The sequence below is a fragment of the Streptomyces sp. NPDC107454 genome (assembly GCF_055582885.1).
On record NZ_JBVJPA010000015.1, the window covers coordinates 267852 to 280607 of the forward strand.

13 protein-coding genes are annotated in these 12756 nt (G+C 70.6%); 6 read left to right on the forward strand and 7 right to left on the reverse strand.

Annotation, left to right across the window (positions count from 1 at the left end):
• Positions 1-108: 108 nt before the first annotated feature.
• On the reverse strand, positions 109-561 hold the full coding sequence (locus ACZ69M_RS35845) for an ATP-binding protein (RefSeq protein WP_470056587.1): 453 nt from the start codon (positions 559-561) through the stop codon (positions 109-111).
• A gap of 114 nt (positions 562-675) precedes the next feature.
• On the opposite strand from ACZ69M_RS35845, the gene ACZ69M_RS35850 reads away from it, so the two are divergent.
• Complete coding sequence (locus ACZ69M_RS35850) at positions 676-1503, forward strand: helix-turn-helix domain-containing protein (protein ID WP_470056589.1); 828 nt, start codon at positions 676-678, stop codon at positions 1501-1503.
• Entirely contained in the window at positions 1500-1742 is a 243-nt protein-coding gene (locus tag ACZ69M_RS35855; RefSeq protein ID WP_470056591.1) for a DUF397 domain-containing protein, read from the forward strand. Before ACZ69M_RS35850 ends, ACZ69M_RS35855 begins: the two co-directional genes overlap by 4 nt.
• 37 nt (positions 1743-1779) lie before the next feature.
• Here ACZ69M_RS35855 and ACZ69M_RS35860 read toward each other — a convergent pair whose 3' ends face one another.
• Positions 1780-2163: a VOC family protein gene (locus ACZ69M_RS35860; protein WP_470056593.1), complete on the reverse strand. Its 384-nt coding sequence runs from the start codon at positions 2161-2163 to the stop codon at positions 1780-1782.
• A gap of 217 nt (positions 2164-2380) precedes the next feature.
• Positions 2381-3478 carry an alanine racemase gene (locus tag ACZ69M_RS35865; RefSeq protein WP_470056595.1) on the reverse strand — a complete coding sequence of 366 codons (1098 nt, stop codon included), beginning with the start codon at positions 3476-3478 and terminating at the stop codon, positions 2381-2383.
• A gap of 120 nt (positions 3479-3598) precedes the next feature.
• Between ACZ69M_RS35865 and ACZ69M_RS35870 the strand changes: the two genes are divergently transcribed.
• Both ACZ69M_RS35870 and ACZ69M_RS35875 read left to right on the forward strand, forming a co-directional pair.
• The gene (locus ACZ69M_RS35870) at positions 3599-4204 is read left to right on the forward strand and encodes a TetR/AcrR family transcriptional regulator (RefSeq protein ID WP_470056597.1); all 606 of its coding nucleotides are present in this window, start codon (positions 3599-3601) and stop codon (positions 4202-4204) included.
• Positions 4197-4994 carry an alpha/beta fold hydrolase gene (locus ACZ69M_RS35875; protein ID WP_470056599.1) on the forward strand — a complete coding sequence of 266 codons (798 nt, stop codon included), beginning with the start codon at positions 4197-4199 and terminating at the stop codon, positions 4992-4994. Before ACZ69M_RS35870 ends, ACZ69M_RS35875 begins: the two co-directional genes overlap by 8 nt.
• A gap of 21 nt (positions 4995-5015) precedes the next feature.
• Here the strand turns inward: ACZ69M_RS35875 and ACZ69M_RS35880 are convergent, their stop codons facing one another.
• A complete protein-coding gene (locus tag ACZ69M_RS35880) occupies positions 5016-5459 on the reverse strand; it encodes a CAP domain-containing protein (RefSeq protein WP_470056601.1) in 444 nt (147 codons plus the stop codon).
• 294 nt (positions 5460-5753) lie between these two features.
• Entirely contained in the window at positions 5754-6530 is a 777-nt protein-coding gene (locus ACZ69M_RS35885; RefSeq protein ID WP_470056678.1) for an isocitrate lyase/PEP mutase family protein, read from the reverse strand.
• Between the two features lie 168 nt (positions 6531-6698).
• On the opposite strand from ACZ69M_RS35885, the gene ACZ69M_RS35890 reads away from it, so the two are divergent.
• On the forward strand, positions 6699-8099 hold the full coding sequence (locus ACZ69M_RS35890; RefSeq protein ID WP_470056603.1) for a hypothetical protein: 1401 nt from the start codon (positions 6699-6701) through the stop codon (positions 8097-8099).
• Here ACZ69M_RS35890 and ACZ69M_RS35895 read toward each other — a convergent pair.
• A complete protein-coding gene (locus ACZ69M_RS35895) occupies positions 8044-9774 on the reverse strand; it encodes a DUF2264 domain-containing protein (protein ID WP_470056605.1) in 1731 nt (576 codons plus the stop codon). The two genes, ACZ69M_RS35890 and ACZ69M_RS35895, sit on opposite strands and share 56 nt — an antisense overlap.
• A gap of 78 nt (positions 9775-9852) precedes the next feature.
• Positions 9853-10896 (reverse strand): rhamnogalacturonan acetylesterase, encoded by a 1044-nt coding sequence (locus tag ACZ69M_RS35900; protein WP_470056607.1) that lies wholly within the window; start codon positions 10894-10896, stop codon positions 9853-9855.
• A gap of 189 nt (positions 10897-11085) precedes the next feature.
• On the opposite strand from ACZ69M_RS35900, the gene ACZ69M_RS35905 reads away from it, so the two are divergent.
• Positions 11086-12756: a rhamnogalacturonan lyase B N-terminal domain-containing protein gene (locus ACZ69M_RS35905; RefSeq protein ID WP_470056609.1), complete on the forward strand. Its 1671-nt coding sequence runs from the start codon at positions 11086-11088 to the stop codon at positions 12754-12756.

Sequence of the window (12756 nt, forward strand, 5' to 3'; positions counted from 1 at the left end):
GAGTTGTGCACCGCGCGTGCGAGCGTTCGCCACGAGGAGATTCGGTGCGGAACGTGAACGGGGGACGGCGGGCGCGTGTTCGGCGGGCGATGGGGGCGAGTCGACTCACTACTCGCACCTCAACTGCGCACCCAGGCCCACCAGTAGCTCCGCCCACACGACCTTGTAGGCCGGCCCGGTCCCTTGCTCCACACCCCACCGCTCGGCCAGCGCGGCGACGATCACCAGCCCTCGCCCGCCCTCGCCGTCCGGCTCCCGCAACACCGGCAGCCGCTCGGTCCGCCCGTCGGCCACCTCCACGCGTACGACGCCGTCCCGCAGCACCAGCCGTACGCGGAAGCTGCGCCCGCGCACGTGCCCGTGCCGTACGGCGTTCGCGGCCAGCTCGGCGACGACGAGGACCACGCTCTCGCTCGCCCGGCCGTCGTACGCGAACCCCCACGCGTCCATCCGGTTCGCGACCAGCCGCCGCGCGAGCCGGGCCCCTCGCGGGGTGCTGCTGAACAGCTGCGTGAACGTACGTACGGTGACCGGTTCTTGGGCCCGGGTGTCTCCTTGCATGGCTCAACGGTCCCGGGGATCACGAGGGTCGACCAGCTACGCCACTCGTACGGCGCGTTCTGTAGGAGTTGACTCTATGGACAGTACGAGTCACTGTCCGTAACCATACCCGTCATGACCAACAGCACCACGAACGAGCCCGAACCGTCGGACGGTCTCAAGACGTTCGGCCTGGTCCACAAGGCCTGCCGCAAGCGGGCGGGGCTGACGCAGGAGGAGTTCGCTCCCCTGGTGGGGTACCAACCGTCCACGGTGGCGTCGATCGAACAGGGAAGGCGACTGCCGCCGCGGGCGTATGTGGAGCGGGCGGAGGAGGTCTTGGACGGCTTCGGTGTGCTCCGGGCAGCGGCGAAGTATGCGACGAGGCAGCCGGGTTTGGCGTCCTGGTTCCGCGAGTGGGCGGAGCTGGAGGAGCGGGCGATCAGTCTCTATACGTTCGAGAACCGGCTCGTGCCGGGACTGCTCCAGACAGAGGGGTACGCACGCACTCTCTTCAACGAACGGGTGCCCGCCCTGACGGACGCCCAGATCGAGGCCCAGATCGCCGCCCGCGCGGACCGCCAGCAACTGCTCACCGAGCGGCCCAACACGGCGTTCAGCTTCATTGTCGAAGAGCACGTCGTGCAGCGGGGAACTGGCGGTCCGGGGGCAACGCGCGAGTTGATCGACCACGTCCTGACAGTCGCAGAACTGCGCAACGTAGAAGTGCAGTTAATGCCGCTGACGCGCCATGTCCACGCCGGTCTCAACGGCCCTGTGCAACTGCTGGAAACTCCGGAGAACGAGTGGCTCGGCTACTGCGAGGGGCAGGAGAGCGGCCAGCTTATCGCCAATCGGAAAACGATCAGTGTGCTCCACATGCGCTATGCGAAACTGCGTTCACAGGCTCTCACCCCGGAGGACTCCCGGAGCCTGCTGGAGCGCATGCGAGGAGCATTATGACCACCACGGAACTGGCCTGGTTCAAGAGCACCTACAGCGGCGACAGCTCTGGCGACTGCGTCGAAGTGGCCCTCGTCTGGCGCAAGTCGACGTACAGCAGTGGCAGCCAAGGCGACTGCGTCGAGGTCGCCACCTGCCCCACCACCATCCACCTCCGCGACTCCAAGAACCCCTCCGGCCCTCAGCTCACCCTCTCCCCCACCACCTGGACGGACTTCCTGGAGTTCGCCGCGCGCTGAACACGCCTAACGCCTCCCAGGAGCACGCCACAGAAGGTCAGGACGTCAGGGCGGCGCGCTCGGCGGCGTTGCGCTCGACACAGAACTCATTGCCCTCGATGTCGGCGAGAGTGGCCCAGCCGGAGCCGTCGGGGCGGCGGCGGTCGGCGACCAGGGTGGCGCCGAGGGCAAGCAGGCGCTCGACCTCCTCGTCCCGCGTGCGGTCCGTGGGCTGGATGTCGAAGTGGATCCGGTTCTTCACCGTCTTTCCCTCAGGAACAGCGATGAACAGGATCGAGATGCCCTCGGCCTCGACCAGGGCCTCGGGGTCACCGGGTTGGTCATCGTCACTGATCTTGGTACCCAGCACCTCGGCCCAGAAGGTTCCGAGCCGGTAGGTGTCCGCGCAGTCGATGCTGACATGGTGCACAAGAGAAGCCATGGCCGACACTATGGCGGGTGGCCACAGGATCTCCCAACGGTTTTGGCCTTGGCCCGCGGAACTTGAGCCAGATCCCAGTAGCCACCGGCAGCGGTCCCCGAGGGACCACGCCGATGAGCAGACCGCTGAGCGCCGCCACCTGGGCGCCGAGACTCACCATGACCGCACGCTCGCCACAGATGGCCCGGCAGGGGGCGCCGCCCGGGATGACGGTCGATCAGGTGTTGGCGCCGCGTGCCGTCACCCGCCACCGGTCCAGTTCCACCCCTTGGCGGGCGATCACCAGCTCCTCCGCGAGGTTCACGGGTGTGCAGACGTGGTTGGGGACGACGGCGACGACCGAGCCGAGGCGGGGGGCGGGGACACCTTCCGGGAGGTGGACCACCGCGTGGTGCTCCCAGAGGGCGGTGATCGTGGCCTCGGGATACTGGGGGAGGTAGCCGTGGCCGGTGACCCACGCGGAGCGGTCCGCGCCGAGGACCTTGCTGCCCGCGTCCAGGACGAAGCGGTCAGGGGCGGGGACGCTGATGACTGTCGAGGCGGCCGCGAGGGCCAGGTCGTCGACACCGCAGCAGCCCATGGCCAGTTGCTGGGCGTCGTTGAAGACGTAGACGCCGGGGCGGAGTTCGTCGACCGGGCCGGGGCGCCAGCGGCCCGCCGTCGGGGTCGAGCCGCCGCTCAACACCCGGGGCTCCAGGCCTAGTTCACGTAGGACCTCCGCCGCCTCGGACAGGGACCGTTCCTCGTCGCGGGCCGCCCGCTCCCGGGCGTCGGGGTCGTGGCCGTATCCGTGCCCGGGGAAGGTGAACGCGCCGAGCACGCTCAGACCGGCGTCCGACGCGGCGCGGGCCACCCGACCCGCGTCCGCGGCCGGCACCCCGGTCCGTGCCGTCCCGCAGTCCACCTCGACCAGCACCTCCACCGGGCGGTCACTCCCGCGCACCGCGTCCCCGAGCCGCCGCGCCGCCTCCACCGAGTCGACGCCGACCCGCAGGGCGACCACGTCGGCCAGCCTGCGCAGGCGCCGCGCCCTGCTCTCGTCCGGCCAGAGCGGATACGCGATGAACAGGTCGTCCACGCCCGCCGCCGCGAACGCCTCCGCCTCGCTCAGGGTCGCCACCGACAGCCCGTGCGCACCCGCCCTGAGCTGCCGCCCGGCGATCTCCGCGCACTTGTGGCTCTTGGCGTGCGGCCGGAGCGTGAAGCCGCCGGTCCTCGCCGTCTCGGCCATGCGGGCGATGTTCCGGTCCAGTACGTCGGCGTCCACGACCAGTACGGGCGTGACGAGCCCTTCGGGCAGTTGCTGCTCAAGCATCACTACGTCCTCCCCACTCCCGCTACAGCCTCCCACTCCCCTTCCACCTGTGTACACTAGGCATCTACCTAGGAACCCTAGGCAGAAACCAGACAAGCCAGTGCTCCAGAGGTGGTCCACATGGCCCGTGCCGGGCTCACGGCCGACCGTGTCGTCGAGGCCGCGGCCGATCTCGCCGATGAGGTCGGGTTCGAGAACGTCACCCTGTCCGCCTTGGCGCGCCGGTTCGGGGTGAAGGACGCGAGCCTGTACTCGCACGTCAAGAACCTGCGGGATCTGCGGACGCGTGTCGCGCTGCTGGCCTCGGGCGAGATGATCGACGGGATCGCGATCGCGGTGGCCGGGCGGGCCGGCAAGGACGCCCTCGTCGCCTTCGCGGGCGCCTACCGGACATACGCGCTCGCACACCCCGGCCGCTACGCCGCCACGCACACCCCGGTCGACCCCGCCGTCGGCGCCGCGTCCGACGCGTTCCGGCGTACCGCCGAGATCACCTACGGCATGCTCCACGCGTACGGCCTGTCCGAGCCCGACCTCACCGACGCCGTACGGCTGTTGCGCAGCACCTTCCACGGTTTCTGCGCCTTGGAGGCGATCGGCGGCTTTCACGCCGCCAGGGACGTACAGACCTCGTGGGAGCGGGCCCTCGACGGCCTGCACACGGCCCTGGAGCACTGGCCACGGAGCGAGCGGCAGACCGGACAGAAGGAAGAAGACCATGCGTGACGGACACTACGACGTGTGCGGCAGCGGGCCCCTGCTGCTGATCATTCCCGGCGGGGCCGGTCATCCCATGGGGCTGGAGGGTGCCGTCGCGCGCCTTTCCGAGCGGTTCACCGTGGTGACGTACGACCCGCTCGGGCTGTCCCGCGGCCCGCTCGACGGGCCGGTCGAAGACCAGCGGGTGGAGGCGTGGAGCGACCGCGCCCACCAGCTGCTGGACTCCCTTCTCCCGGACGGCGAGTCCGCCTACGTCTTCGGGAGCAGCGCCGGCGGGATTGTCGCCCTGGACCTGCTGGCCCGCCACCCGGAGCGGCTGCGGCACGTGGTCGCGCACGAGCCGCCGAGCATCGGTGTGCTGCCGGACGCGGCCCGGCAGCACACGATGATCACAGAGGTGTACGAGATCCACCGTACGGAGGGAGTGGCGGCGGCGACGGCCCGGCTCGGCGCCGGTCTGGAGGGCCGGAGCTGGGAGCCCGGTCCACGCCCCGCGTCGGCTGTCCCAGACGGGCGTGAGAACACACAGAGCACGTGGAACACGCCGATGGACATCTTCCTCGGCCACGTCCTGCGCCCCTTCACCTCCCACGCCCTGGACCTGAACGCCCTGAAGGGTCGGTCCTCCCGGCTCACGCTCGGTGCCGGAAGCGACTCCCGGGGCCAACTCCCCTTCCGCACCGCCGCCTTGCTCGCCGAGCTCAGCGGCGGTGACTTCGTCGAGTTCCCCGGCGGTCACCTCGGAGTCCTCCAGCACCCTGCCGCCTTCGCCGACCGGCTGGCCGAGGCACTCTGAGTCGCCCGGCGGAGGGAGGGATCAACCAGGCGCCGCGAAGAGCAGTATCGAGTACTTTCCGCTGACGGCAACGCCGGTGTCCGTGAACGAGCAGTTGACGATGTTGCCCTTGTGGCCCGCGCTGTTCATCCAGCCGTCGACGACCTGCTTGGCGCTGGTGTCTCCCCAGGACATGTTCTCCGCTGACGGCCCAGCGCTGTAGCCGGCCTCCTTGATGCGCGTCTGTGGCGTGGAGCCGTCGGAGCCCGTGTGGTTTGTCAGGTTGTTCTTGGCTGCGTCGTCCGCGAAGACCTTGGCGGCATGGGTCAGCTGCGCGTTCTCATGGAGGGCGGGGCAGTTGACCTTGGCGCGTTCGGCGTTGACCAGTTGCAGGATCTCGCCGGGCGAGGTCTGCAGGGCGCGCGGCACGGATGCGGGCACGGTGGCCGTCGCCGCGGCGCCTGCGCCGGCCGCTGCGGTGAGCACCAGCAGAGGGGCCGCGCACGCGGCAACGCAGACACGGCGTATTCGATTGCTCTTGGTTCGCACGGGATTCCCTTCCGTAAGGGGCGGTCGGCAAGTCCCCGACAGTCGCGTGCGACGCGACGCGAGGATCGTGACGGCACCCTCCCCGCCCTTGGCCGTCACCAGCCCGCGGCCTCTTTCGCCGCTCGGGTGAGGGGCATGACAACGCCTCCTCGTACAACATCCACACTAAGCCCCACCATGCGGGCTCACGAGTCGGGCGGCTTCCGGGCAGATCACACATCCTTGGCGGGCCTAGGATGTGCGGTCCTGATTGCTGAGTTCCCGCACCTCGGCGTATGTCGGCGCGGTGCCCCGCGGCGGGCGGCCGGACCGGATGTCCGCCATCGCGTCCAGTGCCGCGCCCAGTGCGCGCCGGTAGAGGTACGAGCCCAGGCTGATCCTGCGTACGCCGAGGTCGGCGAGGTGGGAGACGGGCGGGCCCGCGGGCGAGTAGAGGATGTTCAGCGGTACGTCGAGGGTCTTGAGCAGGGCGGTGACGCGGGCCGGGTCGGTCAGTCCGGGGACGAACACACCGTCGGCGCCCGCCTGTTGGTAGGCGTCGAGACGGCGGACGGTCTCCCGCTCGTCCGCGCCGTCGCCGAGCCAGTGGGTGTCGGTGCGGGCGTTGACGAAGAGGTCCGGCACGGCTGCCTTGACCGCCGCGATCTTCGCCGCGTGCCGGTCTGGGGGGCCGAGTCCGTCCTCCAGGTTGATGCCCACCGCCCCGGCGGCGGCCAGTTCGCTCGCCAACTCGGCTACTTCGGCCGGGTCTTGGCTGTATCCGTCCTCGGCATCCACGGACAGCAGGTAAGGGGCGCCCCCGAGTTGCCGCGCGAGCCGCACGGTCGGATCCCGGGTCGCCGCGGCCCCGTCCGGCAGTCCGGCCGCCGCGGCGACACCGAGGCTCGTCGTGCCGATCGCCGCGAAGCCCTGAGCGGCGAGGAGCGCGGCCGAGGCGTGGTCCCAGGCGTTGGGCAGGAGAAGGGGCGCGTCGGCGTGGTGGAGCGCGGCGAAGGGAGTAGCGGTCATGTCGGCCTTCCACGTCGTGTCGGCCTTCCACGTCATCTCGGCCTCCCAGGGGAGTCGCTCATACCCGCAACGCTAAGCGCGCGACCCTTCGGCGCCCGCCGAACCGTATCCACCACCACATCCCGAAAAGCGCGGCAACCTTTCGCCGCGCGGCGGCGACCACCCGGCATGACCAACGCAAGACCCACCCCATCGCACCGCCGCCGCCACCTGGCCCGTGAGCCGCTGGCGGCCGGACTCGGGGCCGTCGGTGTCCTGGCCGGTGCCTGGTACGCGACCGCCACACCGACGACGACCACGACGGCCGCCGCCCCGCAACTCGCGGCCGTCACGAACACCACGGTGAACCTGGCCGCCAAGTTCCCGTACCTGTCCGCGGGGTACAACAACGCCCGCGAGTGGACGCGCACCGCGACCGCCGTCGCCCCGAACGGCACCCTCCGCGTGGCCTGGCCCGCGTCCGACGGCGTCCACGTCACCCCGCTGACGGCGGCCGGAAAGCGCGCCGGCGCCGACACGGTCGTCAAGGGCACCAAGGAGGTCGGCGGCCTGATCGCGCACAACGACGGCTTCGCGCTGCTGACCCGCGTCTCCGACACCAACAAGTGGAAGGAGACGGCGGCGGCCCTCATCCGCTACAAGAACGGCACCCAGGCCTTCCGTACGAAGCTCACGGGGACCGCCTCGCACGACACGGCCCCGCTGCTGGACGGCCAGCTCACCTGGAACGGCACCAAGTACGGCACGTACTTCGTCGTGCACGGCGCGGGCGGCTTCGCGGACGGCCACTTCGGCGACAAGCTGAGCTATGTCAGCGCCAAAGGCGCGAAGCTGACGGGCGGCTGGAGCTGGGGGTGCAGCCACAACGAGGGCATCGCGCTGCATGCCGAGACGACCGGCGCGTTCACCTCCCTGTGCTTCGACGACTGGCGCTCGGGCCTGTTCGTCTCGACGGGCATCGGCGCCCCCGACAACGCGCCCGCCGTGCAGCGCGAGCAGTGCTGGGCGGGCTACTGCGGCGGCACGTTCGCGGGCCGTACCGGCGACCTGGTCAAGTCCTCGACGGGCCGGTACGCCACCGCCTTCGCCTCCCGGGGCGCCGCCTCCGCGGCCAAGAACCCGGACGACGCGAGCGGGCGCGGCTGGACGGTGAAGCCGAAGACGTCGACCCACCAGGTGACGGTCGCCTTCCTCAAGAACCGCAACACTCCTGCGGGCAAGCCGGTCCGCCTCACCAGCGCCGCCGGCACCGAGAACGTCAACGTCCACATAGCCCCGTACGGCAAGGACCGGCTTCTCGTCTCCTGGGAGTCCCTGAAGAACGCCAAGTGCTCGGCCGGCACCTGCACGGGCACCTTCACCGGCACCCATCTGCGCCTGATCGACTGGAACGGCATCCTCAAGACGCCGGACAAGGTCGTCCAGGCGCGTATCTCCGGTGATATCGCGACCCTCAAGGACGGCACCCTGACGTGGGCGTACGCCCCCGTCACCCCGTCCTACGCGAGCGCCCTCACCGGGGCTTCACCGACCACGACGACACTGAAGGTCGCCCGTCTGAAGCCCTGAACCGGAAGCACGTCGAGGGGCCCGAGAGCCAGCTCACGCGGACGTCGTACTCCCCCGGCCCCTCTCCCTCTCCCTCCACGGACACGGACACGGACACCGACACCGACTCCGTGAGGGGCAGGGGGTCCGGCTCACCGGTGAGCCGGGCGAGGGCGACGAAGAGGGTGGCGCCGCGTCCCGTGACACCGGCCGAGTCCAACAAGCCATGCACGGGAAGGAGTTCGGCGTGCACGCCGTCGCCTTCCGGCCACCCTGTGACGCGTACCGGCGTCCCCGGGTCCGCTCCCGCCACCAAGTGGGCCCGCACCTCCACCGCTCCCCGCGCGACGACCAGGTTCACGACCCGCGCTCCCCCACCCGCCGTGTGCCGGGACGCCACCCAGCCGTCCCCGGCGCCCAGCGGCTCGATGTCCGTCCGGCTCGGATCGCCACCGACGATCACGCTGTTGTCGTACGACGCCGAGGGCGCGGTCGCGGTCGAGTACGCGAGCCGCGTGTAGTAGGGGTCGTAGCGGACGTCCTCGCTGCCGTGGTTGTGGAGTCGGACCAGGCCGTCCGAAGTCGTGCTCTGGAGAAGCCAGTTGGGCGGTCCGACGGGGGTGACGGCGTCGGCGCGATCGGTCGGGCCCGGCTCCTCCCGCGCCGTCCACACCTCGTGGTCCGGTGGGAGGAGCAGGCCGACGAAGGCCTTGCTCGCCCAGTAGGGGGAGGCCGGGCCCGAATAGCCCTGGAGGACCGTCTCGTCGGGGCCGTGCCAACCGAGGGTGAGCAGGCCACGGTCGTCGACCGCGCCCCGGTCGAGGAAGTGGCGCAGGGCGCCGGACGCCAGGCGCCGGGTCTCGCCCGGCGACAGCGGCGTACGGCCGGTGAGGGCGCCGAGCCACAGCGGGGCGGTCGTCGCGAAGCGGTAGGTGAGGGAGCGGCCCTGGCGCATCGGGGCGCCGTCGCCGCCGAACAGCCGGGCGTAGTCACCGAGATGGCGGGAGAGCCGGCCGCCGTACAGGTCGAGGAGCCGGGTGTCGTCCGCGAGCCACGCGTGCAGCACCGGATACAGGTGCATCGCCCAGCCGTTGTAGTAGTCGAAGGCGCGGCCGGGGCCGTCGGTGTACCAGCCGTCGCCGACGTACCACTCCTCGATCCGCTCCAGGCCCCGATCGATCGCGCCCCGCGACGCCTCGGGCTCGTGGCCGATCTCCGCCAGGAAGCCGCCGACGGTCACCGGGAACAACTCCCAGTTGCAGGCCCAGGGTTCGGCCGTCAGCGCGTCGCCGAGCCAGGCCGCGGCCCGCTGCCGCACACCATCGTCCAGGCGGTCCCACAGCAGCGGCCGGGTGAGGCGCAGGGCGAGGGCGATCGAGGCGGCCTCGACGAGGGGCTGGCTGCGGTCCTCGACGCGTGGCCAGACGCCGGCCGTACCGGCGGCGAGTCCGTCGGCGTACCGCTCCAGGGCCTTCTCGTCGCGGCGGAAGGCGGCCAGGAGCAGGGTGCGGGCGTAGCCCTCCAGGCCGTCGGAGAGCCGGCCCGACCAGCTCGTGTGCGTACCGGGGAGGTGGTAGAGGGCGCCGTCCTCGGTCGCGTAAGGGGCGACCGCGGCGAGCAGGGAGTCGGCCGCCGCTTCCCAGTGTGCGCGGGTGTAGCCGGTGTACGGGCTGAGGGTGCGGTCCTCGTCGGTCATCAGTGGCGCTCCGTGGCTTCGCGGCTCGATCGGGTGGTGCCTGGGGCGCCCCGGTTCCGGACGGGACGCCCCAGGAGTTCATCCCACCCTCACCTGGCGCTCGGGCACCAGATGCTGGGCGAGGAGTTCGTCGCGGACGAGGCCCGCGTAGACCGTGGCGCCGTGCACGGAGGTGTGTGTGTTGTCCCGCTTCTCGTTGTAGAGGTAGATCGCCTTGGAGCCCTCGACGCCCAGCGACTCCACGAGGGCCTTGGTCCTGGCCGTCAGGTCGATGAGGGGCACGTGCTCGGCGGCGGCGACCGAGCGGATGACGGCCGGGTGGTTCACACCGAGGCCGTTGACCAGCAGCGCGGTGTCGTTGTTCAGGGTGCCGTCCGCGTTGAACCAGCGGCGGACGATGGGGGTGACCAGGACCGGGTCGCCGCCCCGCGCGCGGACCCCGGCGACGAGGGTCTCCAGGTTCGCGCGGTACGTCGGCTCGTCGGTCGTCTTGTCGTTGTGCGCGAGCTGGATGAGGACCAGGTCGTGGCGCCGGATGAGCGGCTGCACGGTCGGGAAGAGCGCGGGGTTCTCGAGGTAGGTGACCGTGCTCTCCCCGGAGTCCGCGTAGTTGGCGACCGAGACACCCTTGCGGAGGTACTGGGGCAGCTCCTGGCCCCAGCCGGTGTAGGGGTCGCCGGACTGGTCACAGACGGTGGAGTCGCCGACCAGGAAGATCTGACGGGTGCGGGGGACGGCCGGGGTCACCCGGATGTCGGCCAGCGCGGGCGCCGAGCCGCCGAGGACCAGATCCAGGCCCGGGGTGCCGACGGGGCCGGTCGGCTCGCCCTCGGGGGTGCGGACGTTCACCGTGAAGCTGCGGGTCACGGGCTTCCCGGCCGCCGAGGCGGTCTCGGGCAGCAGCGCGCGGCGCGTCTCACCACTGACGCTCGTGCTCGCCGCGCTCTCCCCGCCGAGCCGTACGCGCACGTCGTACGTGCCCGGCGCGACGTCGAAGTGGCACGCGGTCGCGGTGCAGTTCTCCAGGCCGAGGGCGCGGGGCCCTCCGTGCGCCTGCGCGGGCGTGACCGACAGTGCGGTGACAGCGGCCAGCACGGCCACGCCTTGGATGAAACGTCTCATTGCGGCTCCTCCAACAGGACGACAAGACCTGGCGGCAGGACCGTACCGCTCTCCGCAAGCGCTTTCTAGTGTCCGGCATGTTTTCACATGATTGCCAACTCCCAAGCAGCGAAAGCCCTTTCGCGAAATCGATTCAACTGTCAGTCTTCCGGACACCCGCACACCCCCACCTCCGAAGGAGGCACCCCCATGTCCGGATCCACCGACAGATCCCTCGGACGCCGCACCTTCGTCCTCGGTACGACCGCGGCGGCCGTGAGCGCGACGGCCCTCACCCCGACGGCCGCCGCCGCGAGCTTCGGCTACACGGACGACGGCTCGAACTACGTCGTCGACACCGGCGCGAACCTCGTCTTCAAGGTCAGCAAGACCAACGGCGACCTGACCTCGCTCGTCTACCGCGGCACCGAGTACCAGGGCTACGGCGGCAAGAACTCGCATGTCGAGTCCGGCCTCGGCACCTCCACCGTGACCATCGCGCAGTCCGGTTCGACGATCCTCGTCTCCGTCGCGTACGGCACGCTCAAGCACTACTACGCGGCCCGCAGCGGCGAGAACAACGTCTATCTGTGGACCAACAAGGCGGACACGTCGGTCAGCGCCACCCGTTACATCGTGCGCGTCAAGGCGGGCCTGTTCCTCAACGACGAGCCGGACTCCTACACGTACGCGCCCACCACCATCGAGTCCGCGGACGTGTTCGCGAAGTCCGACGGCCAGACCCGCTCGAAGCACTACTCGAAGCTCCGGGTCATCGACTACAACTCCATCGGCTGGACCACCGGAAGCGTCGGTCTGTGGATCGTGCGCAGCAACCACGAGAAGGCCTCCGGCGGCCCGTTCTACCGCTCCCTGCTGCGGCACCAGAGCGCGGACGGCGGCGGGCTGTACGAGATCCTGTACTACGGCGAGAACCAGACGGAGTCGGAGCGCTTCGGCCTCCAGGGTCCGTACGTCATCGCCTTCACGGACGGCGGCGCGCCCTCCTCCTCGCTGTACGCGGGGAACCTCACCACCTCCTGGGCGGACTCGCTCGGCATCTCCGGGTACACGGCCGCGAGCGGCCGGGGCCGGGTCGCGGGCGTGGGCATCTCGGGGCGCGACACGGCGTACGCGTACACGGTCGGACTCGCCAACTCGGCGGCGCAGTACTGGGGTTCGGCGCGGGCCTCGGACGGCTACTTCTCGATCGCGGGCGCGCTGCCGGGGTCGTACACCCTCACGGTCTTCAAGGGCGAACTCGCGGTCTACTCGTCGTCGGTGGCGGTCACCGCGGGCGGGACCACGACGCTGAACAGCATCGCGATCCCCACCTCCAACGACCCGTCCCACGCGAGCGCGATCTGGCGGATCGGCACCTGGGACGGCACGCCGAGCGGTTTCAAGAACGCGGACCTGATGACGTACGCGCATCCGTCGGACGTGCGGGCCGCGTCCTGGACAGGCAACGTGGTCGTCGGCAGCGGCACCGAGACCTCGGCGTTCCCCTGCTACCTGTGGAAGGACGTCAACAGCGGCATCATCGTGTACTTCAAGCTGACCGCCGCCCAGGCCGCCGCCGCGCACACCCTGCGCATCGGCGTGACCACGGCCTACGCGAACGGCCGCCCGCAGATCGTGGTCAACGACACCTGGACCTCGGCCGTCCCCTCGCCGCCCACCCAGCCGAGCACCCGGTCGCTGACCGTGGGCTCCTACCGGGGCAACAACTACACGTTCACCTACAGCGTTCCCGCGTCCGCCTGGCTGACGGACACCAGTGCGTACAACACGCTGAAGATCTACGTGGCGAGCGGCTCGGGGTCGACCTCCTTCCTCAGCGCGGGCACCTCCATCGACGCCGTCGATCTACTGACCTGA

Excerpts from the sequence above, each read along its gene's own strand:
- ACZ69M_RS35845 (WP_470056587.1), bottom strand. The coding sequence starts at position 561 with ATGCAAGGAGACACCCGGGCCCAAGAACCGGTCACCGTACGTACGTTC.
- ACZ69M_RS35850 (WP_470056589.1), top strand. The coding sequence starts at position 676 with ATGACCAACAGCACCACGAACGAGCCCGAACCGTCGGACGGTCTCAAG.
- ACZ69M_RS35855 (WP_470056591.1), top strand. The coding sequence starts at position 1,500 with ATGACCACCACGGAACTGGCCTGGTTCAAGAGCACCTACAGCGGCGAC.
- ACZ69M_RS35860 (WP_470056593.1), bottom strand. The coding sequence starts at position 2,163 with ATGGCTTCTCTTGTGCACCATGTCAGCATCGACTGCGCGGACACCTAC.
- ACZ69M_RS35865 (WP_470056595.1), bottom strand. The coding sequence starts at position 3,478 with ATGCTTGAGCAGCAACTGCCCGAAGGGCTCGTCACGCCCGTACTGGTC.
- ACZ69M_RS35870 (WP_470056597.1), top strand. The coding sequence starts at position 3,599 with ATGGCCCGTGCCGGGCTCACGGCCGACCGTGTCGTCGAGGCCGCGGCC.
- ACZ69M_RS35875 (WP_470056599.1), top strand. The coding sequence starts at position 4,197 with ATGCGTGACGGACACTACGACGTGTGCGGCAGCGGGCCCCTGCTGCTG.
- ACZ69M_RS35885 (WP_470056678.1), bottom strand. The coding sequence starts at position 6,530 with ATGACCGCTACTCCCTTCGCCGCGCTCCACCACGCCGACGCGCCCCTT.
- ACZ69M_RS35890 (WP_470056603.1), top strand. The coding sequence starts at position 6,699 with ATGACCAACGCAAGACCCACCCCATCGCACCGCCGCCGCCACCTGGCC.
- ACZ69M_RS35895 (WP_470056605.1), bottom strand. The coding sequence starts at position 9,774 with ATGACCGACGAGGACCGCACCCTCAGCCCGTACACCGGCTACACCCGC.
- ACZ69M_RS35900 (WP_470056607.1), bottom strand. The coding sequence starts at position 10,896 with ATGAGACGTTTCATCCAAGGCGTGGCCGTGCTGGCCGCTGTCACCGCA.
- ACZ69M_RS35905 (WP_470056609.1), top strand. The coding sequence starts at position 11,086 with ATGTCCGGATCCACCGACAGATCCCTCGGACGCCGCACCTTCGTCCTC.